The sequence below is a fragment of the Bradyrhizobium sp. sGM-13 genome (assembly GCF_018398875.1).
GTDB lineage: Bacteria > Pseudomonadota > Alphaproteobacteria > Rhizobiales > Xanthobacteraceae > Bradyrhizobium.
Genome location: NZ_JAGWDK010000006.1, coordinates 24,317 through 47,744 on the forward strand (window position 1 = coordinate 24,317; position 23,428 = coordinate 47,744).

Sequence of the window (23,428 nt, forward strand, 5' to 3'; positions counted from 1 at the left end):
ATTCTGCGTTCCTTCTCGAGACATCAGGCGAGGATACCGTGACGATAGTTGAGCAGGGCGGCGGCCCGGCACCGCAGGCAGTACCCGATCTGATCAAGGAGACGACTACCCAGACCTTCGTGAAGGATGTCATCGAGGAATCGAAGCGCCAGCCGGTGCTGATCGACTTCTGGGCGCCCTGGTGCGGCCCCTGCCGTCAGCTCACGCCGGTGCTGGAAAAGGCGGTTCGGGCCGCCAAGGGTAAGGTCAAACTGGTCAAGATGAATATCGACGAGCATCCGGCCATTCCGGGCCAGATGGGTATTCAGTCGATCCCGGCGGTGATCGCGTTCGTGGGCGGCCAACCCGCCGACGGTTTCATGGGCGCGGTGCCGGAGAGCCAGGTCAACGCCTTCATCGACAAGCTCACCAAGGGCATGACGGCGCCGGGTGAGCCGAACATTGCGGAAATCCTGAAAGAGGCTGAGGCCGTGCTGGCGGAAGGCGATCCGGCCGCCGCAGCACAGATTTATGCCGAGATACTCGGTTTCGATGCCACCAATATCGCCGCACTGGCGGGACTGGCGAAGTGCTACGTGACGACGGGCGCCGTCGAACAAGCCAAGCAGACCCTCGCGATGGTGCCGGAATCGAAGCGCAATGATGCCGCCGTCAAGGCGGTGCAGGCCTCGATCGATCTCGCCGAGCAGGCGCAGTCAGTCGGCCCGGTGACCGAGCTCGAACAGAAGGTCGCCGCAAACCCGCTCGACCATCAGGCGCGATTCGACTTGGCGACGGCGCTCAATGCGCTCGGCAAGCGTAACGAGGCGACCAACCAGTTGCTGGAAATCGTCAAGCGCGATCGTAAGTGGAACGACGACGGCGCGCGCAAGCAGCTCGTGCAGTTCTTCGAGGCGTGGGGCGGCACCGACGAGGCAACCGTCGAGGGACGCAAGCGGCTGTCGACGATCCTATTCTCGTAGGACGTATTCCGCACGTTTGGACCATGGTTTTGTGAAAAGAACACCCACCGAACCAACGAACTGACCGGGACTGCAGATGCCGATCAATGCCGAATACCGCGGACCCGGCGAGCTTCCCGAAGTCATTCCGGTATTTCCGTTGCCGGGCGCGCTGTTGCTGCCGCGCGGCCAGATGCCGCTCAATATTTTCGAGCCGCGCTATCTGGCTATGGTGGACGACGCGCTGCGCGACGGCCACCGGCTGATCGGGATGATCCAGCCGGACATTTCCCACTCCAGGGACGAGACAAGGCCGGTGCTGTTCCAGGTCGGCTGCGTCGGCCGCATTACCCAGCTCGCCGAATCCGGCGACGGCCGCTACATCCTCGAATTGACCGGGGTCGCGCGCTTCAAGGTGGTCGAGGAAATCGCAGCACTGACGACGTACCGGCAATGCAAGGTGGACTTCTTCCCCTATGCCGACGATTTCGTCGCGCGCAAAGGCGAGGAGGAAGTCGACCGCACGGCGTTGCTCGACGTGCTGAACGATTTTCTAAAAGCCAACAATTTGAAGGTGGATTGGGAAGGTATCGAGAGCGCGCCGAACGAGGCGCTGGTCAACGCGCTCGCGATGATGTCGCCGTATGGTCCGGCGGAGAAGCAGGCGATGCTGGAGGCGCCGGACCTGAAAACCCGCGCCGAGATCCTGATTGCGGTGACCGAAATGGACCTCGCCAAGAAGCGCACCAGCGGCGACACCGGGCTGCAGTAGATGCAAGCCACTCGCCGAAGCGGTTCAGGCGCGTTGCGATGCCTGTGCGCCGCTAATCCACATGTACCCTGCTTGACTCCCCTTCAGTGCGCCATGCTCCGAGCACTCTTGCGCCGTCGCGCCGGTTGAGCCTGGGGGCGCACCATCGACAGAACGCTGGCGCCAGTCATTGGTCGGCCAAGATAATAGCCCTGCATTTCGGTGCATGCCTCCGCATGAAGGATTTCGAGCTGTTCCTCGGTTTCGACTCCTTCGGCCGTTGTCGTCCTGCCGAGATTGACCGCAAATCGAACCACCGCGCGGGCAATCAGGCGCGATTCCTCCTTTGCATCCGACAATGCGTTGACGAAGCTGCGATCGATCTTGATCTTGTCGAATGGAAACCTCTGAAGGAGGCTTAGTGATGAATAGCCGGTCCCAAAATCGTCAAGGGCTATTCGCACACCCAACTTGTGCAACTGATCGAGCGCAGCGAACACAGCCTCGCTGTCATGCATGGTGACCGTCTCGGTGACCTCGAGCTCAAGTCTTTGTGGCGCAATTCCCGAATTCGCGAGCGCCGCCACGATGATCGAAACCAGCTCTTTGCTTCTGAATTGAGCGGGTGACAGGTTTACTGCGATCCGCAGATCGGTGGGCCATTTGGCCGCCTCGGCACAGGCGGCCTTCAGCACCCATTCTCCGAGAGGCACGATCAAGCCTGTTTCTTCCGCAAGCGGGATAAAATCGGCAGGCATGACCAGGCCGCGCTGAGGATGATGCCAGCGCAACAGCGCCTCAAAGCCGCTGGGTTCTCCGCTCGCAACATTGACAATCGGCTGGTAGTGGAGCTCGAATTCACCCTTGGCAAGCGCATCACGCATATCGCGCTCCAGGTTGCGCCGGGCACGCATGAGCTGGTCCAGCTCGGGCTCGAAGAAGCGGAATGCGCCGCGTCCGCCACTCTTGGCGGAATAGAGCGCGAGATCTGCGCTCTTCAGGATCTCGTCAGGGCTTGTTCCGTCGCGCGGCGCGATAGCAATGCCGATGCTGGTGCCGATGGTCACCCGATGGTCGCCGAGATCGAAAGGTTCGCAGAGCGCGTGGCTGATTTTCTCGGCGAGGGCCGTGGCTTCGACGACGGGATTAGTCACGTAGTCGATAACGGCGAACTCGTCGCCGCCCAGCCGTGCAATCAGGGCCGTATCGCGGATGCATTCGAGCAGCCGCGCGGCGACGGCTTGCAGCAGCTTGTCACCTGTAGGATGACCGAGCGTGTCGTTGACTTCCTTGAAGCGATCGAGATCGAGCATCAAGACGGCAAGACCGGATCCGCCCTCGCGGATGATTGCAAGCGCATGCTCCATGCGCACTCTCAGCCGCACACGATTTGGCAGGTCAGTCAGCGCGTCATGCTGGGCCATATGGATGATCCGGGCTTCGGAGCGCCGCTGCTCGGTGACGTCGAGGTGCGTCGCCACCCACCCGCCGCCTGCCATTGGCTGTCGGGTCACGCAGATCAGCCGGCCATCGGCAAACTCGTCAATGCGGCTTGCGGTTGCGTTCACCGGCAGGGCGTTAATGGTCGAGACTAATTGCTGCGCAGCCTCGCCCTTGAGGATACCGGTGGCGATGCGATGCTGGATGATCTCGCGGTGCGGTGTCCCCGCTCTCAGCAGTTCCGGCGGCAGCCTGTACATTTCGGCATAGCGGGCATTGCAGACGACGAGCCGCTTTTCTGCATCGAACATGCAGAGGCCCTCACCCATGTGATTAATGGCTGTGTCCAGCCTGAGCTTCTGTTCTTGCAGTTCTCGCTGGGAGCGTTCGACCTGCTGCCGGGCGACCGAAAGCTGGTTGATTATTTCCTCGAATTGGCTGGTGCGGCTGGCGAGGCGGCGATCCGCCAACACGCCAATCAGGCTCATTCCGAGCACCGATAAAGCCACGCCGGCGATCGCCAGGGCAAGGAAGCCGGGAGAGAGCGACAGCGTGTGGGACGTCTGCGTCGGGTCGGGAACGATCTGCACCGCGCCCATGGCGGTGAAATGATGCGAGACAATTGCAAGCGTCAGCATGAGCGCCGCTGCCAGCGTGCCCCAGTTTTCCTTATGGCCAAGCGCAATCGCCAGCGCGGCAGAACTGAAGAATATGCCGAGGCCGATCGAGACAAGCACGAGGTCGAGCGACCAGGTTACGTAGCCCGGCACTTCGAGCGCCCACATGCCGAGATAATGCATGCTCGCAATGCCTGCGCCTATGACGGCACCGCCGGCTGCCGCGCGCCACCGTCCGGAATCCTGACAGCAAGTCCAAAGCCACTGGATGTCAGTATCATCGCTGCGGCAAGCGACAGCGCCGTCAGGACGAGGCCGTAGTCGGTTGATACGCCAGGCTCGTAAGCGAGCATTGCGACGAAATGCGTCGCCCAGATTCCGTATCCGATCGCAGCGCCGGCAATTGCAATCCAGATCAGCCGCGTTCGGGCCTGTGAAGCAATTGCGCGATGAAAGATGTTGACGGCAACGGTGCTGGAAACGAGGCAGACCAAACCAGCGAGCAGAACAAGCCGCCAATCGTGCTCGGCAATAAGGCAATTAAAAACGCGGAACATATTACGCGCCCCATCGTCAATACTGCCGATGAAAGCGCGCAACAGGCATCGTCCCGTTAATTTTGTGCAATACCGAGTTGCATGCTTATTGGGCCGTAAATGCAATCGGCGCAATAACGGCCGAATTCCCGTAAAACCACCGGAAACTTGTTACCGTACTACCGTATTGATTGCGCAACAGGTCGAGCGACGTAGCGCTACTTGCCAGGAGCGTGGGCTAATATCCCGCAATTGCCAGTACCACGACGGCGCCAAGGGCTTTCCAGCCGAAGCCGCGGCCGCGCGACCACCACGCATTGGCGGCGGCGGCAAAGGCGTAGACCGCGACGGTTGTTGCGACGATCCAGTGCCGCGCGCTCTCCGATCCAAACGAGGGCGCGGCAATCAGCAGCACGCCGCCGCCGATCCAGGCCACCGTGCCCGCCTGCCATACCAGGCGGATGAGGGTGCGCAGGCTTTCGGGCTGAATGGTCGCCTTGGCGAACACCTTGGTTTCCCCGAGCACGCCATGGATCAGGGCCACCGCTATGCCGGCGATGCCGGCGCATTGCAAAATGAGATCCCGCATCGATAGCGTCTCCATACACTGCTGTATGGCATGCGCTGCATTCTGGCGCCTGTCAATACAGTGGTGTATGGTAGTAAGATCGCGGAACCCAGCATGAGCAATCAACTATCGGCAACGGACTGGCTCGATCAGGGCCTGAAGACGTTGGCAACCCGTGGCTTCACCGCGCTGAAGGCGGAGCCTTTGGCCAAGACGATGGGCGTGTCGCGCGGCAGCTTCTATTGGCATTTTGCCGATATCGGCGCGTTCCACGCCGCCATCCTCGCGCGCTGGCATGAGGTCGCGGCCGAGCAGATCATCGCCAATGTCGAGGCGGCCTCGAAGGACGAGAATCCGCTCGCGCTGCTGCTGCGCCGCGTGTTCGGCGAACGGCTGATGCTGGAACGGGCGGTCCGCACCTGGGCGAGCGTCGATCCCGCCGCCCGCGCCGCCGTGCAGGCGATCGACCGGCGCCGGCTCGGCTACGTCGAAGGTCTTCTGACGCAATCCGGATTGTCGGCGGATGTGGCCCGCGCCAGGGCGCAAATCCTGTATTGGGCATTTCTCGGCTTTGCGCTGTCGGATCAGCCATTGCCGAAGGCACGACAAGAGGCCGTGGTCAACGAATTGGTACGGATGTCAGCGTCATGACACCCCGCGATTTGGATGCTAAGGGGCTACGCATATCTGGAGAGAGTAAATGACAGCCCCACCCGAACGCCTTGACGTCACCGTCGATCGAAAGTTGCTGGAGATCCTGGTCTGTCCGGTGACCAAGGGTCCGCTCGAGTTCGATTCGAACCGGCAGGAATTGATTTCACGTTCCGCCAAGCTCGCCTATCCGATCCGCGATGGCATCCCGATCATGCTGCCGGAAGAGGCGCGGAAGATCGAGTGACGAAGCCGGCGAATGGTGAGTCGTGAATAGCGAATGGTCCCTTCGCCACTCCCTATTCGCCATTCGCCTTCTACAGAGCCTCGCCCTTCAACAGCCGCGGCACCTCGCCCGACAATCCCGCCGCCTGGCGGATGAACAAGTTTTTCAGCGGCGGCGCACGATCGACGAGGCCCAGCCCGATATCCCGCACAGTGCGAAGCAGCGTCGATTCGTTCGAGAACAAAAAATTCAGCGAGTTGGTCGCAACGCCCATCGCCATAGTGTCGAACCGCCGCCAGCGCTGATAGCGGTCGAGCACATCGGCCTGCCCGGGATCGATGCCGAGCCGGGCCGCGTCGACCATGACTTCGGCCAACGCCGCGACGTCCCTCAGGCCCATATTGAGCCCCTGCCCCGCGATCGGATGAATCACATGCGCGGCGTCGCCGACCAGTGCCAGCCGCTCGGCGATGAATGAGCGCGCAACGAAATAGCCGAGCGGAAACGCGCGCGGCTTGTCGAGCGCCTTGACCTCGCCGAGGTGCAGCCCGAAGCGCTTCTCGAGCTCATCGTGGAATTCGGCTTCGCCAAGCGCAGTGATGCGTGCGGCCTCGGTGCGGCTCTCGGTCCACACCAGCGACGAGCGCTTTCCACTCAGCGGCAGGATCGCGAACGGACCCGCCGGCAGAAAATGCTCTTCGGCGCGGCCGTGATGATCCCGCTCATGGCCGACCGTGACCACGATGCCGGATTGATCGTAGTCCCAACCATTTGTGGCGATGCCGGCGCGCTCGCGCAGTTTTGAGCGCGCGCCGTCGGCGGCGACCAGCAGGCTTGCCTCGATGACACCGCCGTCGGCGAGCGTCACGGTGACGCCATCGGAACGTGAATCGTAGGTCGAAACGGCGGTAGCCCGGAGATCGATGCCTTCGGCTTCGGCGCGCTCCACCAGCGCGTCGATCAGGCGGCGATTCTCGACCATATGGGCAAACGGCTCGCCGGGTTCGACATCTCCCGCAAACGTCAGGAATACCGGGCGTGTCGCGTCATCCAGCCTGGAATCGGTAACGACCATGTCGAGGATGGCTTGCGAATCCGACACCTGATTCCAGACGCCGAGCGTCTCGAAAAGCCGCCGGCAGGCCGCCACAATGGCGGTCGCGCGTGGGTCGCGGCTCGGCCGCACCCCGAGCGCAGGATCGGCGACGACAACGGGAATCTCGGCGCCAAGGCCCTGGCGGAGCGCCAGCGCCAGCGCCAGCCCGGCAAAGGCGCCGCCGCAGATGACAATACTTCGCTGTGTCGCCATGCGATCCGTACCCGGTTACGCCCTCAGACCAGACTTGCTACCCGATAATAGCTGGGCGAAACAGGGCTGAGAAACAAGGTTAAGCCGTTATTCCGGGGCGATACGCAGTATCGAACTATGGGGCGCCCCTTGCGCCCCTGAGAATCTCGAGATTCCGGGTCTGGTCCTTCGGACCATCCCGGAATGACGCTGGAATCCAACCGAAAGCACCACCATGTCCAAAGGCCTGATTGACCTGATTTCCATCCTCGATCTGGAGCCGCTCGAGGTGAACCTGTTCCGTGGCAACAGCCCGAAGACGAGCTGGCAGCGGGTGTTCGGCGGACAGGTGATCGGGCAGGCCATGGTCGCGGCATGCCGCACTGTCGAAGGCCGCCTGCCGCATTCGATCCATTGCTATTTCATCCTGCCCGGCGATCCGCAGATTCCGATCATCTACGAGGTCGAACGGCTGCGCGACGGCAAGAGCTATTCGACAAGGCGCGTCACCGCGATCCAGCACGGTAATGCGATCTTCTCCATCATGGTTTCTTTTCATGCCGAGGAGGAAGGCGCCTTCGACCATCAGGACAAGATGCCGGACGTGCCGCCGCCGGAAAAACTCACCGCGGAGGAAGTGGCAAAGCAGCCGATGTTCCGCGAGATGCCGGAATTCATCCGCCGCTATTACGAATCCGACCGGCCGATCGAACTGCGCCCGGTCGAGCTCGGCCGCTATTTCGGCCAGAAGATCGAGGACGGGCGCATCCACGTCTGGATCCGGACAGCAGCCAAGCTGCCCGACGATCCGGCGTTGCACATGTGCGCGCTGGCCTACGCGTCGGATTTCTCGCTGCTTGACGCGGTGATGGCGCGCTACGGCCGCACGCTGTTTGACAAGCGCATGATGCCGGCGAGCCTCGACCACGCGATGTGGTTTCACCGGCCGTTCCGCGCTGACGAATGGCTGCTCTACGCGCAGGATTCGCCGAGCGCGCAGGACGGCCGCGGACTGACCCGCGGCCTGATCTTCAAGCCTGACGGCACACTGGTGGCGTCGGTCGCCCAGGAAGGCTCGGTTCGCCAGCGCAAGTAAGAGCTCGGGCGCGCTACACGTTCGCCAGCGTTCCGCGCTCGGCCAGCGCGAATTGCGACGCGTACCAGCGAGCGTACCAGGCCAGCATCCAGGGGATCGGAATGATGAAGATGCAGGCGATCACGAACACGATGGTTCGCCACAGCACTTCCAGTCCGGACGCGATGAAGATGACTTCGCGCTGTGTGCCGTCGATGTTGCGGCAGATCCAACGCATCCAGGCCGTGACCACCCAGGCCCAGCCGACGATGGTAATGAAGGACACATACAACAGCACATGCCAGCCGACATAACCCAACGCGCTGCCGTTGAAGGCGATCGGAAGCGGCTGATCGTTGGAGCTCAGGTTGGAGGCGATCCAGCGAATGACCATCCAGGTCAGCACGGCCTGAATCGGGATCGAGAGGTATTGCAGGTAATAGAGGTCGGCCGAGCCTACATAGGTCAGAATGCCGATGGCGATGAAGACGTACCAGATGTCGAGAGGCTGGCCGGTGAAAACAAGGTTCGGCCGGCCCGGCACGTAGAGCCGGGAAAATATCCAGCGATAGAACCAGGTCGCAACCCAGGGTGCCGGAATCACCAGCACCATCCCGATGACGAACACAAGGCTGCGCCCGAGGAGTTCCCACAGCCCGACATCGATCGATAGCGCACCGCCGCCGTAACCTCCACCTGCAGCCGTAGATGGGCCACCGGGTTGCGGGAAGGCGGGCGGACCTGATCCGCCGGGTATCATCCCCGGAATTTCTCCTGCCCGCTGCCAGCCCGACATTCCCTCGGTCCAGACCAGCGTATCCGCCCCGACCATGCCGCGGGTGATGAGGTCGCGAAGCTGGGACTCCGGATAAGGACCCTGTTGCTGTCCGTTGGCTGCATAAAACCACGATCGGTTCGACATTTTATTTCCTTGAGCCGTGGAAAATGGAGGTAGCCGGCGGGCGGCTGGGGGTGAAACCGCATTTTGGCGGACGTTACAGGTGCCTGTACAGTGATCGACGTCACCAGCTCGAAATGTTTTCCCCTTCTACCTGCAACTTTTTTGTGCCATTTGCCCAGAAAGATGCCAGATTTGCATCGGCGGTCCGCCGTCGGGGCACCCAGCCTGTCGCATGCTCAAAAATACCCCAGAGAAATGAAGGCCTGACCATGAAGCTCGTCGTCGCGATCATCAAACCCTTCAAGCTTGACGAGGTACGCCAGGCGCTGACCGCCATCGGCGTCCACGGCATGACGGTGACGGAGGTCAAGGGTTACGGCCGCCAGAAGGGCCACACCGAAATCTATCGGGGCGCCGAATATGTCGTGAACTTCCTGCCCAAGCTCCGAATCGAAATCGCGGTCGCCTCCGACGTTGCGGATAAAGCGGTCGAGGTCATTACCGCGAACGCGCGTACCGGGCAGATCGGCGACGGCAAGATCTTCGTCACGCCGATCGACCATGCGCTGAGAATCCGCACCGGCGAGACCGATAGCGACGCGCTCTGAGACATCACGGAATTCAAGGCGCGGCGGCAACGACGCTGAACGCGCGAAGCCAGAAGCGGCAACGAAACGACAACAGGCCGGGGGATTTTTATGGGGGCACCATCGTATCGTGCAGCAGGCAATGCTGCGCTCATTGCTCTTGCGGCGAGCTTCGCACTCGTCACGCCGGCGCAGGCCGAGACGTCCACCATCAGTGCCGCCGACACCGCGTGGATGATCGTCGCCACCGCGCTGGTGCTGATGATGACGATACCGGGCCTGGCGCTGTTCTATTCCGGCATGGTGCGCAAGAAGAACGTGCTGGCGACCATGGCGCAAAGCCTCGCCGCCGTCGCGATCATCTCGATTCTCTGGGTGGCCTTCGGCTATTCGCTGGCGTTTGTCGGTGATGGCGCCTGGATCGGCACGCTCGATCGCTGGTTTCTGATCGGCATGACGATGGAGAGCGTCAATCCGGCGGCGAAGACGATTCCGGAAGCGCTTTTCATGCTGTACCAGATGACGTTTGCGATCATCACGGTGGCGCTGGTGGCGGGCGCAGTGGCCGACCGGATGCGGTTCTCGGCCTATCTCCTGTTCTCCGTCGGCTGGTTCATGTTCGTCTATGTGCCGCTCGCGCACTGGGTATGGGGCGGCGGCTTCCTTGCCAGCATGGGCGTGCTGGATTTCGCCGGCGGTCTCGTCGTGCATCTTTCCGCAGGCGTGGGCGGACTGGTAGCTGCGATGGTGATGGGCCGGCGTCACGGCTATGGCAGCGAGAACCTCGCGCCGTTCGACCTCTCGCTCGCCGTGATCGGCACCGGATTGTTGTGGGTCGGCTGGTTCGGCTTCAACGGCGGATCGGCGCTGGCCGCGAACTCGCGCGCCATCATGGCGATCACCGCGACGCATCTGGCCGCCTGCGCCGGCGCGCTGACTTGGGCCGCGATCGAATGGGCGACCCGGCGCAAACCGTCGGTACTCGGCATGATCTCGGGCGCGATCGCGGGCCTCGGCACGATCACGCCGGCGTCAGGATTCGTCGCGCCGTGGCACGGCATCGTCATTGGCATTGTCGCGGGAACGCTCTGCTTCTGGGCCTGCACCTGGCTCAAGCAGCGCTTCAAATATGACGACTCGCTCGACGTGTTCGGCATTCACGGCATCGGGGGATTGACCGGCACATTGCTCGCCGGCGTCTTCGCGGTGAACGCGATCGGGGGTACTGCCGGCCTGATCGAGGGCAATGCGCAGCAGGTACTGACCCAGCTCTATGGCGTAGCGGTTACCCTCGTCTGGTCTGGCGGCATTACCTTTATCCTGCTCAAGCTGGTGGGCGTGTTCGCGCCGCTGCGGGTCTCGTTGCAGCAGGAGCTGGAAGGCCTCGACATCTCGCAGCACGGCGAAGCCCTGCAATAGGCCACCCACCTTATTACCGTTTTCGTGCCCTGCTGCTGAGCACGATTGCGTCGGCCGTCAGACTCTGCCCACGTTTTGGGCAGGCCTGACTACGCTTTGGGCGCGGCGGAATGGCGCAGGAAGATGCATTTCTCGCTGAGGGCGAAAAGGTCCGGATTCATAGTCTGTTAGGTAACGATCCCGATCTGGCACGGCATTTGATTCTAAGGGTCCCGGCTGTGCCCGCGTAGTGAACATCTCCGCGTGGTGAACCTCAGTCGAGAACGCCCGGTCCGCCTGACCCGGGCCCAAGCGGGGGACCAAGACCCATGAAAATTGTTATGGCGATCATCAAGCCATTCAAACTCGAAGAAGTCCGGGACGCCCTGACCGCCATTGGCGTTCACGGTCTCACGGTGACGGAAGTCAAAGGCTATGGCCGCCAGAAGGGCCATACAGAAATCTATCGTGGCGCCGAATACGCCGTGAGCTTCTTGCCCAAGATCAAGATCGAGGTCGCGATCGCCTCCGACCAGGTCGACAAGACCATCGACGCCATCACATCGGCTGCCAAGACAGGACAGATCGGCGACGGCAAGATCTTCGTCATCAACCTCGACCATGCGGTACGCATCCGCACCGGCGAGGCAGATGCCGCGGCCCTCTGATTTCGCGCACAAACCTACCACTCAGGAGTAAAATCAAATGACGTTTAAACGTCCCTATAGCGCGGGACTGGCGGCCCTCGCAGTCGGCCTGTTCGCCGCGACCGCTGCCTACGCCGAGCCGACCGTCAACAAGGGCGACAACGCCTGGATGCTGACATCGACAGTGCTGGTGCTGTTGATGACCATCCCGGGCCTGGCGCTGTTCTATGGCGGTCTCGTCCGTGCCAAGAACATGCTCTCGGTGCTGATGCAGGTTTTTTATACCGTCTGCATCGTCGTCCTGCTCTGGGCGCTCTACGGCTACAGCCTCGCCTTCACCGGCGGTTCCGACTTCATCGGTGGCTTCTCCAAGGCCTTCCTGATGGGCGTGACGACGGATTCGAAAGCGGCGACCTTCAGCGTCGACGCCAACATCTCCGAGCTCATCTATATCTGCTTCCAGATGACGTTCGCGGCGATCACCCCCGCCCTCATCGTCGGCGCCTTCGCCGAACGCATGAAATTCGCCGCGATTGCCCTGTTCGTGCCGCTCTGGGTCACCCTGATCTACCTCCCGATCGCGCACATGGTTTGGTATTGGCCGGGACCGGACCTGATCACGGACGCAGCCAAGGCGCTTGCCGCGGCGACTGACGGTGCGGCGAAGACCGCGGCGCAGGCCAAGCTCGACGAGATCAACGCCGATGCCGGCTGGATCTTCAAGAAGGGCGCAATCGACTTCGCCGGCGGCACCGTGGTGCACATCAACGCCGGTATCGCCGGTCTGGTCGGTGCGCTCCTGATCGGCAAGCGTGTCGGCTACGGCAAGGAGCTGATGGCTCCGCACTCGCTGACCATGAGCATGATCGGCGCTTCGCTGCTCTGGGTCGGCTGGTTCGGCTTCAATGCCGGATCGAACCTCGAAGCCTCAGGCGGCGCCGCGCTTGCCATGACCAACTCCTTCGTTGCGACCGCAGCGGCGGCGATGGCCTGGATGTTCGCGGAGTGGATCGTCAAGGGCCATCCTTCCGTGCTCGGCGCGCTGTCGGGCGCGGTCGCGGGCCTCGTGGCGGTCACGCCCGCAGCCGGCTTCGCCGGTCCGATGGGCGCGATCGTGCTCGGCCTCGTGGTCGGCGTCGTCTGCCTGTTCTTCTGCACGGTGGTGAAGAACTCGCTCGGCTACGACGACTCGCTCGACGTGTTCGGTGTCCACTGCGTCGGCGGCATCGTCGGTGCGCTCGGCACCGGCATCCTGGTGAATCCGGCGCTTGGCGGCACCGGCGTCATGGATTACGTCGCCGGCAAGATCGCCGACTACGACTTCGTTGCGCAAATGACCTCGCAGCTCTGGGGTGTCTGCACCACGCTGGTGTGGTCCGGCATCGGCTCGGCGATCCTGTTCAAGGTCGTCGACGTCATCGTCGGGCTGCGTGTCAACGTCGAGACCGAGCGTGAAGGCCTCGACGTCACCGAGCACACCGAGCGCGCCTACAACATGTAAGTTCTCCCGGGGTGCGATCTCTTAGAAGGGATCGCATCCACAACTCCGGTTCGGGCACATACCCGGCAATGCCCTGACCGTTGAGGGGCTCCAGCGCAAGCTGGAGCCCCTTTCTTTTTGTGCCGCTACTGTTCCCGTTCCGGCGCGATCAGTTCGACAGTCGGAAAATAGGTTCGATAACGCCTTGCATCGCGTGTCAGCAGAGATAGCTGTTCGACGGCGGCGTGAGCGCCAATGAAGAAATCCGCCAGCACGCCAGTGCGAAGGCCCCCGGCGCCACGATACCCCAGGTAAGCTTTGCCCGCGAGAAAGAGCGCGGTGCGCGGGATCGCCGCCAGTTCGATGTCCAAATCGCGGAGCATCGCGTCCACGCTTTCGACTGTGGCGTAGCGCGTCGATATCTCGGCGTAGATGACATCGTTGATGATAAGCGGCCCGGACGAGGCCGCTTGTTCGAGCCGTTGTTGCGACCAGTCCGCCCATGTTTCACCGTCGGTGACGACATCCAGGAGGACGTTCGAATCGACGAGCGTCATTCCGGTTCGCCACGCAAGAGAGCCATCAGCTCATCGGTCGTCATGCCCGGCCCAGCCGATCCTCGCGCTTTGGCAAACCTGCTAGGCGGCCGAGGCCCATCGGCTTTTTCGATCACCACACCACCATCGGCGCTGCGGCGGAAATCCACCTGGCTGCCAGGCTGAATCCCCAAATAGTCGCGGACACGTTTCGGAATTGTCACTTGGCCCTTGCTCGTAACTGTCGTCGCCATCGCAGAACTCCCGGAAGTAATACCCGCTCAAAATATGGTAATACCCTGCAAATTGTCCAGACCAGCCGATGGTTAATCGCGTCTTAACCTCGCCGTATCTATGGTGGTTTGATGGGTTTGCGGGGCTCGCTTAAGCCCTTTGACCGCTTTTGAAAGTGCTGGCGTTTCAGACATGGCAATGATCGCCTCTTCCGGCGTGGCGCAAGGCGCTGGCAGTGCAACCTCTGCCGGTCAGGCCGAACGCTCGCCGTTCCTGCGCACGACCGAGCTGCTGGCGCCTTACCAGCCGGCCAAGCCATTGATCACGCTGTCATTGGGCGAGCCGCAGCACCCGGTGCCTGGCTTCGTCGGGCCGGTGCTGGCGAAACACATTGCCGAATTCGGCCGCTATCCATTGGCCAAGGGCATCGAGCCGTTCCGACGCGCCGCCGCCAACTGGCTTTCGACCCGGTTCCAGCTCCCCCGCCCGATCGACCCCGAGAGCGAAATCCTGGTGCTGAACGGCAGCCGGGAGGGGCTGTTTTTCGCGGCGATCACCGCCGCCCGCTATGTTGGCCCGCGCAAGGGCAGGCCCGCGATCCTGATGCCCAACCCGTTCTATCCGGCCTATGGCGCAGGCGCCCGGGCCGCTGGTTGCGAACTGATCTACCTGCCGACCACGCTCGCCAACGGATTCCTGCCGGACCTCGATACGCTCGACGAGGCGACGCTGGCCCGAACCGTCGTGATGTTCATTGCCTCGCCCGCCAATCCGCAAGGCGCCGTCGCCTCGCGCGATTACTTCACGCGGCTGAAGACCCTCGCCGACCGCTACGGCTTCATGATCCTGAGCGACGAGTGCTATTCGGAAATCTACACCAGGCAGGCGCCGGGCAGCGCGCTCGAATGCGCCGGGCCCGACTTTACCAATGTCGTTGCGTTCCAGTCGCTGTCGAAGCGCTCCAATCTGCCCGGCATGCGCGTCGGCTTTGCCGCCGGGGATGGCAAGTTCCTCGCCGCCTTCCATGAGTTTCGCAACGTCGCAGCACCGCAGGTGCCGGTGCCGCTGCAGCACGTCGCGGTCGCCGCCTATAGCGACGAGACCCATGTCGAAGAAAACCGCAGGCTGTATCGCATCAAGTTCGATCTTGCCGACCAGATCCTGGGCAGCCGCTACGGCTATGTGCGGCCCGCCGGGGGATTTTGCGTCTGGCTCGACGTATCCGAACGCGGTGGCGACGAGGCGGCGGCGGTGAAACTCTATCGAGATGCGGGTGTCCGTGTGATCCCCGGAAGCTATTTGTCGCGGCTGCAGCCTGACGGCTTCAATCCCGGCGCCGGCTACATCCGCCTGGCGCTGGTCTCCGATAGTGAATCAACGGCCGAGGCATTGCACCGGCTGGTCGAAATTCTGGATTAATCGCAGGGCCCCATGAGCATGCCAGCGATCGAACGTGTCATTCCCCTGGTCGGTCATCTGCCGGTCTCGATCCGCGAGGCACTGGCGCGGCGGCTGCGCGAGCTCGCCGGCCTCAGCCTGATCGCATTGTCCGGCGTGGCGGCGGCGGCGCTGATGACGTGGTCGGTGCAGGACCCGAGCCTGAGCCACGCGACGTCGCGCCCGATCCGGAACGTTCTCGGCTACCCCGGCGCAATCGGCGCCGATCTGTTGATGCAGATTCTCGGCCTCGGTGCGATCATGCTGATCCTCCCCGTCGCGGTGTGGGGCTGGCGCATGCTGACCCATCGCGCCTTCGACCGCGAAGCGCTGCGTCTTGGGTGCTGGATTCTATCCACGGTGATCGCGGCAGGCTTTGCGAGCTGCTGGCCGCATGGCGGCGCGTGGGCGCTGCCGACCGGCCTTGGTGGCGTCGTCGGCGACGCGCTGGTGCGTGCGCCCGCCGTCGTGTTTGGCCCGGCCGGCTTCACCTTTCGCCTCGTGCTCGGCATCGTCCTGTTTGCGGCGATGGCTGCGACCTTTCTGTTTGCCAGCGGCTGGGGCTCGCGCCCGAAAGAGGAAGAGCTGACGCCGATAGAGGACGATGATGCGCCCTTCGTTGAAGAAGAGGATCGCAGTTCGGTATCGCTCGGTTGGGTGTACCATGCCCTGATGAGCGCAAAGGCTCGGCTCGGATGGCTGATGGGCGTGGCCTACCGATCATTGGTGTCGAGTTCGCCGCCGCCTCGCAAGTCCTCGTTCGAACGTCAGGAACCGAGCCTCGGCGGCCGAGGCGCACCGGCATTGGCCCCGCAGCAAGAGGAATTCGAGGACGAAGAAGAAGAGGAAGAGGAGGACGAGGAAGTCCCGGCCGCACGCGCTCCGCGCAAGAAGCCTGCACCGCGTGCAGCGGCGCGCAAGTCCGACAAGTTCGAACTCCCTTCAGTCTCGATGCTGACGGCGCCGAAGGCGTCGGACCGGCAGCCGCTCAGCAAGGCCGAATTGGAGGCCAATTCGCGCGCGCTGGAAGGCGTGCTTGGCGATTTCGGCGTCCGCGGCGAGATCGTCAAGGCCAATCCCGGCCCGGTCGTGACGCTATACGAACTCGAACCGGCGCCCGGCATCAAATCCTCGCGCGTCATCGGCCTTGCCGACGACATCGCTCGCTCGATGAGTGCGCTTTCGGCGCGCGTCGCCGTGGTTGCCGGCCGCAATGCCATCGGCATCGAGCTGCCGAATGCGCATCGTGAAAAAGTTTACTTGCGTGAATTGCTGACCACAAAGGACAGCAACGAGTCGACGGTGAAGTTGCCGCTCTGCCTCGGAAAAAATATTGGCGGCGAATCCATCATCATCGATCTGGCCCGTACGCCGCACATGCTGATCGCGGGCACCACCGGCTCCGGCAAATCCGTCGCCATCAACACCATGATCCTCAGCCTGGTCTATCGCCTGAGGCCGGATCAGTGCCGCCTGATCATGGTCGATCCGAAGATGCTCGAGCTCTCTGTCTATGATGGCATCCCGCATTTGCTGACGCCGGTCGTGACCGATCCGAAGAAGGCGGTGGTGGCGCTGAAATGGGCGGTGCGCGAGATGGAGGAGCGCTACAAGAAAATGGCCAAGCTCGGTGTGCGCAATATCGACGGCTATAACCAGCGCCTCGTCGAAGCCAAGGCCAAGGGCGAGGAGCTGACGCGCACGGTGCACACCGGCTTCGACAAGGAAACCGGGAAGGCGATCTACGAGGAAGAAAAGCTCGAGCTCGAGCCGCTGCCCTATATCGTCATCATCGTCGACGAAATGGCCGACCTGATGATGGTGGCCGGCAAGGACATCGAAGGCGCGGTGCAGCGCCTGGCGCAGATGGCGCGCGCCGCCGGCCTGCACGTCATTCTCGCGACGCAGCGTCCGTCGGTCGACGTCATCACCGGCACCATCAAGGCGAACTTCCCGACCCGCATCGCATTCCAGGTCACGTCGAAAATCGACAGCCGCACCATTCTCGGCGAGATGGGCGCCGAGCAACTGCTCGGCCAGGGCGACATGCTCTATATGGCCGGCGGCGGTCGCATCAGCCGCGTGCACGGACCATTCGCTTCAGACGAAGAAGTCGAGAAGGTGGTGCGTCACCTCAAGACGCAAGGCGCACCCGAATATCTGGAAGCGGTCACTGCGGAGGAACCGAGCGAAGAAGACGGGGCGGTATTCGATTCCACCGGCATGGGCGGCGATGGTGGCGGCGACCTGTTCGCGCAGGCGGTTGCGATCGTCAAGCGCGACCGCAAGGCCTCGACGTCCTATATTCAGCGCCGGCTGCAAATCGGCTACAACCGCGCCGCTTCGCTGATGGAACGAATGGAACAGGAAGGCATCGTTGGGCAGGCGAATCACGCCGGCAAGCGCGAAATTCTGGTCGAGGAGGAAGAGGGCGGATTCTAAAGCGCCGAACCTGGATTCGGCGCAACGATTTCACGGAAAAACGATATCTCCTTCGGTCGAAGCGCGATAAACTGGCCGGCAGCGGGATGCCTCGTCGAATAGAGATCCGAAATATCTGATGACACAACAATCCACCCATCGCGGGCTGCGCTCCGGACTGGCCCTTTTGATCGCCATATCCATCGCCGGCTTCGCGACATCGGCCCTCTCACAGACCGTGCCGGTTCCGAAGCCCGCGCCCAAGGCTCGCGACGGCGGCATGCAGATGAGCGCACAGGAAAAAGCGCCGATGACCACCGGCGCCACCCAGGCGCCGCCGAATCCGGTGCTTCCGGATCCGCGCCGCAATGTCCCGACCAATGTTTTCGCAACCTTTGATGCCAACCAGAAGGCACAGGCTGCGCGGGTAAGTTCATATCTATCGTCGCTGCAGACGCTGGTCGGGAATTTCGTGCAAGTCGGCCCTGACGGCAGCAGGACCAAGGGCGATTTCTACATCCAGAAGCCGGGCAAGGTACGTTTCGAATATGACGAGCCGAGTCCGATCGCGATTATCGCCGACGGTTCATCGCTGGCCGTGCGCGATCGCAAGCTCGCGACCCAGGACATCTATCCGCTGTCGCAAACGCCGCTGCGTTTCCTGCTATCGGACCGGATCGATCTATTGAAGGATACCAATGTCGTCAGCGTCACGGCCGATGACGTCTACATCAGCGTCACCATCGAGGAGAAGCAGGCCCTGATCGGCACCAGCCGATTGATGCTGATGGTTGGCGTCAAGGACGGGCAGCTCAAGCAATGGACGGTGACCGACCCGCAGGGTTACGACACCACGGTAGCGGTCTACAATCTGGACTCGTCCAAGAAGGTCGATCCCGGCCTGTTCAAAATCGACTTCACCAACTACTTCACTCCGGCGAACTGAGCGACGCGCTTTCCCCATTCTTTCTGTGGAGAGGAGGAAATGCGCGCCAGGAACCGTGGTAAGACACGGCTCACATGCGTTTTTCCCTGACAACGTGGAACATCAACTCGGTGCGCCTGCGCATCGATATCGTCGCCAAATTCCTCAAATCGGCGCGACCGGATGTGCTGTGCCTGCAGGAAACCAAATGTATCGACGATGCTTTTCCGCTGAAGCGGTTCAAGCGTCTCGGCTATGAGCATGTCGCGCTGAACGGGCAGAAGGGCTATCACGGCGTCGCCATCGTCTCGAAACTGCCCTTCGACGCCACCGATATCAGAACCTTCTGCGAAAAGATCGATTCGCGGCATATTTCGGTGGCTTTCGGCGAGAAGGCTCAGCTTGCAAAGCCACTGGTGCTGCACAATTTCTACGTTCCGGCCGGCGGCGACATTCCCGATCCCGCGCTCAATCCGAAGTTTGATCACAAGCTGAAATTTCTCGACGAGATGAAAGCCTGCGAACCGCTGCATCCGCGTGGTGACGACCGGCATATCCTGGTCGGCGATCTCAATGTTGCACCACATGAAAACGACGTGTGGTCGCACAAGCAGCTTCTGAAGGTCGTTTCGCACACGCCGATCGAATGCGAAAAGCTCCTGGCCGCGCAGGCCCATGGCGAATGGTTCGACGTCGCGCGCGAGCGGATCCCGCTTTCGGAAAAGGTCTATACGTGGTGGAGCTACCGCGCCGCCGACTGGACGGTGGGCGACCGTGGCCGTCGGCTCGACCACATCTGGGTCTCGCGCGCGCTGAAGGACGCCGTCAGCGATTTCAGGATTACCCGCGATGCGCGCGGCTGGGAGCGTCCATCGGATCACGTGCCTGTCACGGTGACGCTGGAGGTGTAGGTCCTCCGTCGCCCCTGCCAATGTGGGGGCCGATAACCACAGGCCTTCGTGTTACGAAAGCCATCTACCCAAATTGCCCAAAAGAGAAGCCGCGGCGTATGGGTCCCGGATCGCGCTTCGCTTGTCCGGGACGACGGGGCTCAGATACTCAGTTTCGCGCCTGCCATCAGGATATCGCTGGCGAGCTGGCTGGTCCGGGTGGCGAGTTCGTCGCGCAGGCGGCGCGCCGCGGCGGGGTCACTTTCGAGCACACGCTGAAACAGGCTGCGCGACACCCGGATAACCGAGGAATGATCAAGCGCGACCGCGCTGGACGGTCGCTTCATGGCCACGATCAGCGCCAACTCGCCGATCAGGGCCCCGGGGCCCGCAACGACTTCAGCGCCGCCGTCCTCGACGCGGAACGAACCGCGCTGAACGATATAGCCCGCATCCGCGTCGTCGCCCGCATTGAACAGATAATCGCCGGGAGAGAAATCGCGCTGCTCCGAGCCGATCGCCAGCATGCGCAGCGCCGCCGTTCCCAACAGGCGTAATGTCGGGACCCGCTCAAGCAGGGCTACATCATCGTCGATCGACATGGACCGTTGACCGGGATGCGCGAAAATTACGAATCGTGGTTGCGAATCGTATCACGGCACCAGTTTGTAACCACCGGCTTCCGTCACCAGGATTTCCGGGTTGGCCGCATCTTTCTCGATCTTCTGCCTGAGACGGTAGATGTGGGTTTCCAGCGTGTGCGTGGTAACGCCCGAATTGTAACCCCAGACTTCCTGCAGCAGCGTCTCGCGCGACACCGGCAATTGGCCGGCGCGATAGAGGAAGCGCAGGATCGCGGTTTCCTTCTCGGTCAGCCGCACCTTCCTGGCATTGGCGGCGGTCAGCATCTTGGAGCCGGGCCGGAAACTGTAAGGGCCGACGGAGAATACCGCGTCCTCGCTGGCCTCGTGCTGGCGGAGCTGCGCCCTGATACGGGCGAGCAGGACGGCAAACCTGAACGGCTTGGCGACGTAGTCGTTGGCGCCCGATTCGAGCCCCAAAATGGTGTCGGAGTCGGTGTCGTGGCCAGTCAGCATGATGATTGGCGCCTTGAAGCCACCCTTGCGAAGGCTGCGCACGACCTCCCTTCCATCGGTATCGGGCAAGCCGACGTCCATCAGTACCAGATCGGGGGAATTGGCTTTGGCGGCGCTGGCGCCCTTGGCGCCGGTATCGACTGCGGAGGCTTCGAATTCCTCATGCAGCGACAATTGCTCCACCAACGTATCGCGCAGATCGGTGTCGTCATCCACGATCAGGATCTTGCGGGCATTGGGCATAGGATACGATCCTCTTGAGGCAGGCGGCGACACAAGCGAGAGCGTCTCAAGCCGGGTCTTGGTCGATAACAACCTGATTCGCGGGCAAACTTCACAAGCAAGCCGGGTTATCAGGCACTGATTCGCATTGAGGTAGGAGATTGTTACAATTTCACAAGCCGAACCGCAGTCTATCCCAAATTTGAGGCGCGTTTGGATGAATGTCCTGTAATGCCGCCAAATAGGACAATTGAGGCAGGGCAAGCAACCCCAGGATTCGGGCATTGGCATGGAAAGTAACGGTACTTCAATCACTTATCAGAAAGTTGCGCGTGATCGGCCGTTGACGGCAATCCGGGTCCACAGGGCTGCCGGCAACCCCTGCCGGGGCTGGCTGACGGCGGGCGGCTGGACCGTGCCGGTGGCACTTGGCCGCGGCGGCATCCTCGCCAACAAACGGGAGGGCGACAGCGGCACGCCGCGAGGCATCTATCATCCGCTGCAATTGTGGTGGCGCGCCGACCGGCATCCCAGGCCGCGGACATATCTGCCGGTTCGGCCGATCCGGCCCGAAGATGCCTGGTGCGAGGACCCGCAGGATCGCCGTTATAACCAGCCAATCCGTCTGGTCCGGGATCAGGCTGGTGATCGGCTGACGCGCGAAGATCACCTCTACGACTTCATCGTCGAGATCGATCACAACAGCTCGCCGCGAATTGCCGGCCGTGGCAGCGCCGTGTTCCTGCATTTGGCGCGAACCAATTTCTCGCCCACGGCGGGATGCGTCTCAATGACGAAATCCGCCATGCTTCGGCTGTTGCGGCGAATGGGTCCGCAGACGAAAATCATGATCGGCTGATGGGAAAGCAAAAACAATGTTCGACAGGAACGCAATAACGGCCGCGTCAAAGATCCTGCACGACCACTGGCGCGACGGCACCAAATTTTCCGGCCTCGACGAATCGCTGCGGCCGCGCGACCGCATTGAAGCCTACGCGATCCAGGCGGGAATCGAAAAATACTCGTCCGATAGTTTGTTCGGCTGGAAGATCGCGGCCACCAGCGAGGCCGGACAAAAACACATCAACGTCGACGGCCCCATGGCTGGACGCATTCTGGCGGAAACCGTCATCCGCGACGGCGGAACGGCTTCGATGGCAGGCAACGAAATGCGCGTCGCCGAACCCGAATTCGCCTTTCGCATGGGCGTGGATCTGCCGGCGCGCTCCGCACCCTATACGACGCAGCAGGTCCTCGATGCGGTCGACACGCTGCATCCGGCCATCGAAATTCCGGATTCGCGGTTTGCCGATTTCGTCGGTGCCGGCGAAGCCCAGCTCATCGCCGACAATGCCTGTGCGCATCTGTTCGTGTTGGGGCTGGCGGCAACCGCCGACTGGCGTTCAATGGACCTCGTCGAGGAACGGCCGGTTATCACGATGCGCGGCCAGCAATTCGTTGGCCACGGCAAGAACGTGTTGGGCGATCCGCGCATTGCGCTGACTTGGCTCGCCAACGAACTGCGCCAGCTTGGCGTGACGCTGAAAGCCGGCCGCGTCGTCACCACCGGCACCTGTCACCCACCGCTGCCAATTCAGTCAGGCGATTTTTGCGCTGTCGATTTCGGCGCGCTCGGTAAGGTGTCGGTCGGGTTCGAATAAGCGCTGCTCACAATCGATGTCGTCCCTGCGAACGCAGGGACCCATAACCACCGATGCTTGTTGACTGAGGACGTCTGGCCGCGTGCTATTCAGTGCCGCCGCGGAGTATGGGTCCCTGCGTTCGCAGGGACACGGCACAGACTTTCAGCGCGCGCCAAAAATTGCCGAGCCGATGCGCACATGCGTCGCACCCATCTGGATCGCGACTGCAAAATCGGCGCTCATGCCCATCGACAGATTTTTCAGCCCGTGGCGCGCGGCGATCTTGGCCGTCAACGCGAAATGCGGCGCCGGCGCCTCGTTGACCGGCGGAATGCACATCAAGCCGGAAATGACCAGACCGTATTTGTCGCGGCAGTTCGCGATAAAGGCATCTGCCTCGCCGGGTGCGATGCCGGCCTTCTGCGGTTCCTCGCCGGTGTTGATCTGAACGAACAATTCCGGACGTTTGTTCTGCGAATTGATCTCCTTGGCGAGCGTTTCGCAGATGCTGGGTCGGTCGACCGAGTGGATGGCATCGAACAGCGCGACGGCCTCCTTCGCCTTGTTGGATTGCAGCGGCCCGATCAGGTGCAACGCAGTTCCGGGATAGGCCGACACCAGCGCCGGCCATTTCGCTTTGGCCTCCTGCACGCGGTTTTCGCCGAACACGCGCTGCCCAGCATCGAGGACAGGCGAAATGGCTGCGGCGTCGAATTTCTTCGACACCGCGATCAGCGTCACCGATGCGCGCTCACGGCGCGCCTCCTTGCAGGAGCGCGCGATTTTTAGCTCCACCTGAGCAAGACCATTTGGTAAAGACTTGGTTAGCATGTCGGCATCTCTCTCGCGTCATGTCCCGATTTCAGCCGAAAATTTTACGGCATTTCCTCTAATTTTACCAAGTTCGGGAAAGGCTT

25 protein-coding genes are annotated in these 23,428 nt (G+C 62.1%); 15 read left to right on the top strand and 10 right to left on the bottom strand.

From position 1 onward, the window contains the following. Positions 1–38 precede the first annotated feature (38 nt). Together trxA and KJQ96_RS10700 are read left to right on the top strand one after the other, a co-directional pair. On the top strand, positions 39–962 hold the full coding sequence (gene trxA / locus KJQ96_RS10695; RefSeq protein WP_213286599.1) for a thioredoxin: 924 nt from the start codon (positions 39–41) through the stop codon (positions 960–962). 76 nt (positions 963–1,038) lie between these two features. Next, positions 1,039–1,713: an LON peptidase substrate-binding domain-containing protein gene (locus KJQ96_RS10700; RefSeq protein WP_213286600.1), complete on the top strand. Its 675-nt coding sequence runs from the start codon at positions 1,039–1,041 to the stop codon at positions 1,711–1,713. A gap of 83 nt (positions 1,714–1,796) precedes the next feature. On the opposite strand, the gene KJQ96_RS10705 is transcribed toward KJQ96_RS10700, so the two are convergent. The 3 genes from KJQ96_RS10705 to KJQ96_RS10710 all read right to left on the bottom strand — a co-directional run bounded on the left by KJQ96_RS10705 (position 1,797) and on the right by KJQ96_RS10710 (position 4,874). Then, complete coding sequence (locus tag KJQ96_RS10705; RefSeq protein WP_249733934.1) at positions 1,797–3,932, bottom strand: EAL domain-containing protein; 2,136 nt, start codon at positions 3,930–3,932, stop codon at positions 1,797–1,799. Positions 3,933–3,949: 17 nt separating this feature from the next. Then, complete coding sequence (locus KJQ96_RS40160; RefSeq protein ID WP_249733936.1) at positions 3,950–4,306, bottom strand: MHYT domain-containing protein; 357 nt, start codon at positions 4,304–4,306, stop codon at positions 3,950–3,952. 217 nt (positions 4,307–4,523) lie between these two features. After that, positions 4,524–4,874, bottom strand: coding sequence for a hypothetical protein (locus KJQ96_RS10710; RefSeq protein WP_213286601.1), 351 nt, complete (start codon positions 4,872–4,874; stop codon positions 4,524–4,526). Positions 4,875–4,967: 93 nt separating this feature from the next. Between KJQ96_RS10710 and KJQ96_RS10715 the strand changes: the two genes are divergently transcribed. Beyond that, positions 4,968–5,504, top strand: a complete 537-nt coding sequence (locus KJQ96_RS10715; protein ID WP_213286602.1) for a TetR/AcrR family transcriptional regulator — start codon at positions 4,968–4,970, stop codon at positions 5,502–5,504. A gap of 49 nt (positions 5,505–5,553) precedes the next feature. Then, positions 5,554–5,751, top strand: a complete 198-nt coding sequence (locus tag KJQ96_RS10720; protein WP_213286603.1) for a Trm112 family protein — start codon at positions 5,554–5,556, stop codon at positions 5,749–5,751. A 70-nt stretch (positions 5,752–5,821) separates the two neighbouring features. Here KJQ96_RS10720 and KJQ96_RS10725 read toward each other — a convergent pair whose 3' ends face one another. After that, positions 5,822–7,039 (bottom strand): ubiquinone biosynthesis hydroxylase, encoded by a 1,218-nt coding sequence (locus KJQ96_RS10725; RefSeq protein WP_213286604.1) that lies wholly within the window; start codon positions 7,037–7,039, stop codon positions 5,822–5,824. 214 nt (positions 7,040–7,253) lie between these two features. Between KJQ96_RS10725 and tesB the strand changes: the two genes are divergently transcribed. After that, positions 7,254–8,114: an acyl-CoA thioesterase II gene (tesB, locus tag KJQ96_RS10730; RefSeq protein WP_028348353.1), complete on the top strand. Its 861-nt coding sequence runs from the start codon at positions 7,254–7,256 to the stop codon at positions 8,112–8,114. A gap of 13 nt (positions 8,115–8,127) precedes the next feature. On the opposite strand, the gene KJQ96_RS10735 is transcribed toward tesB, so the two are convergent. Then, positions 8,128–9,015, bottom strand: coding sequence for a DUF4339 domain-containing protein (locus KJQ96_RS10735; RefSeq protein WP_213286605.1), 888 nt, complete (start codon positions 9,013–9,015; stop codon positions 8,128–8,130). A 248-nt stretch (positions 9,016–9,263) separates the two neighbouring features. On the opposite strand from KJQ96_RS10735, the gene KJQ96_RS10740 reads away from it, so the two are divergent. The 4 genes from KJQ96_RS10740 (at position 9,264) to KJQ96_RS10755 (ending at position 13,127) form a co-directional block, all read left to right on the top strand. Further along, positions 9,264–9,602, top strand: a complete 339-nt coding sequence (locus KJQ96_RS10740; protein WP_028348351.1) for a P-II family nitrogen regulator — start codon at positions 9,264–9,266, stop codon at positions 9,600–9,602. 90 nt (positions 9,603–9,692) lie between these two features. Continuing rightward, entirely contained in the window at positions 9,693–11,000 is a 1,308-nt protein-coding gene (locus tag KJQ96_RS10745; protein WP_213286606.1) for an ammonium transporter, read from the top strand. 308 nt (positions 11,001–11,308) lie between these two features. Further along, a complete protein-coding gene (locus KJQ96_RS10750) occupies positions 11,309–11,647 on the top strand; it encodes a P-II family nitrogen regulator (protein WP_028348349.1) in 339 nt (112 codons plus the stop codon). A 37-nt stretch (positions 11,648–11,684) separates the two neighbouring features. After that, positions 11,685–13,127, top strand: coding sequence for an ammonium transporter (locus tag KJQ96_RS10755; protein ID WP_213286607.1), 1,443 nt, complete (start codon positions 11,685–11,687; stop codon positions 13,125–13,127). A 125-nt stretch (positions 13,128–13,252) separates the two neighbouring features. On the opposite strand, the gene KJQ96_RS10760 is transcribed toward KJQ96_RS10755, so the two are convergent. Both KJQ96_RS10760 and KJQ96_RS10765 read right to left on the bottom strand, forming a co-directional pair. After that, on the bottom strand, positions 13,253–13,663 hold the full coding sequence (locus KJQ96_RS10760; protein ID WP_213286608.1) for a type II toxin-antitoxin system VapC family toxin: 411 nt from the start codon (positions 13,661–13,663) through the stop codon (positions 13,253–13,255). Further along, positions 13,660–13,896, bottom strand: a complete 237-nt coding sequence (locus KJQ96_RS10765) for an AbrB/MazE/SpoVT family DNA-binding domain-containing protein (protein WP_057844908.1) — start codon at positions 13,894–13,896, stop codon at positions 13,660–13,662. Before KJQ96_RS10765 ends, KJQ96_RS10760 begins: the two co-directional genes overlap by 4 nt. Positions 13,897–14,068: 172 nt before the next feature. Here KJQ96_RS10765 and KJQ96_RS10770 point away from each other — a divergent pair, with 172 nt between their 5' ends. The 4 genes from KJQ96_RS10770 (at position 14,069) to KJQ96_RS10785 (ending at position 19,570) form a co-directional block, all read left to right on the top strand. Continuing rightward, complete coding sequence (locus KJQ96_RS10770) at positions 14,069–15,295, top strand: aminotransferase class I/II-fold pyridoxal phosphate-dependent enzyme (RefSeq protein WP_213286609.1); 1,227 nt, start codon at positions 14,069–14,071, stop codon at positions 15,293–15,295. A 12-nt stretch (positions 15,296–15,307) separates the two neighbouring features. Then, positions 15,308–17,755 carry a DNA translocase FtsK gene (locus KJQ96_RS10775; RefSeq protein ID WP_213286610.1) on the top strand — a complete coding sequence of 816 codons (2,448 nt, stop codon included), beginning with the start codon at positions 15,308–15,310 and terminating at the stop codon, positions 17,753–17,755. Between the two features lie 118 nt (positions 17,756–17,873). Further along, positions 17,874–18,680, top strand: a complete 807-nt coding sequence (locus KJQ96_RS10780) for an outer membrane lipoprotein carrier protein LolA (RefSeq protein ID WP_213286611.1) — start codon at positions 17,874–17,876, stop codon at positions 18,678–18,680. A 74-nt stretch (positions 18,681–18,754) separates the two neighbouring features. Then, positions 18,755–19,570 (top strand): exodeoxyribonuclease III, encoded by an 816-nt coding sequence (locus KJQ96_RS10785; RefSeq protein ID WP_213286612.1) that lies wholly within the window; start codon positions 18,755–18,757, stop codon positions 19,568–19,570. Between the two features lie 140 nt (positions 19,571–19,710). Here KJQ96_RS10785 and KJQ96_RS10790 read toward each other — a convergent pair whose 3' ends face one another. Further along, a complete protein-coding gene (locus tag KJQ96_RS10790) occupies positions 19,711–20,151 on the bottom strand; it encodes a cyclic nucleotide-binding domain-containing protein (protein WP_028348341.1) in 441 nt (146 codons plus the stop codon). Positions 20,152–20,202: 51 nt separating this feature from the next. Beyond that, the gene (locus tag KJQ96_RS10795; protein ID WP_028348340.1) at positions 20,203–20,889 is read right to left on the bottom strand and encodes a response regulator transcription factor; all 687 of its coding nucleotides are present in this window, start codon (positions 20,887–20,889) and stop codon (positions 20,203–20,205) included. A 268-nt stretch (positions 20,890–21,157) separates the two neighbouring features. On the opposite strand from KJQ96_RS10795, the gene KJQ96_RS10800 reads away from it, so the two are divergent. Next, the gene (locus KJQ96_RS10800) at positions 21,158–21,727 is read left to right on the top strand and encodes a L,D-transpeptidase (RefSeq protein ID WP_213286613.1); all 570 of its coding nucleotides are present in this window, start codon (positions 21,158–21,160) and stop codon (positions 21,725–21,727) included. A gap of 16 nt (positions 21,728–21,743) precedes the next feature. Further along, a complete protein-coding gene (locus tag KJQ96_RS10805) occupies positions 21,744–22,529 on the top strand; it encodes a 2-keto-4-pentenoate hydratase (RefSeq protein ID WP_213286614.1) in 786 nt (261 codons plus the stop codon). A gap of 144 nt (positions 22,530–22,673) precedes the next feature. Here KJQ96_RS10805 and KJQ96_RS10810 read toward each other — a convergent pair whose 3' ends face one another. Beyond that, complete coding sequence (locus KJQ96_RS10810) at positions 22,674–23,342, bottom strand: YggS family pyridoxal phosphate-dependent enzyme (RefSeq protein ID WP_213286615.1); 669 nt, start codon at positions 23,340–23,342, stop codon at positions 22,674–22,676. Positions 23,343–23,428 lie beyond the last annotated feature (86 nt).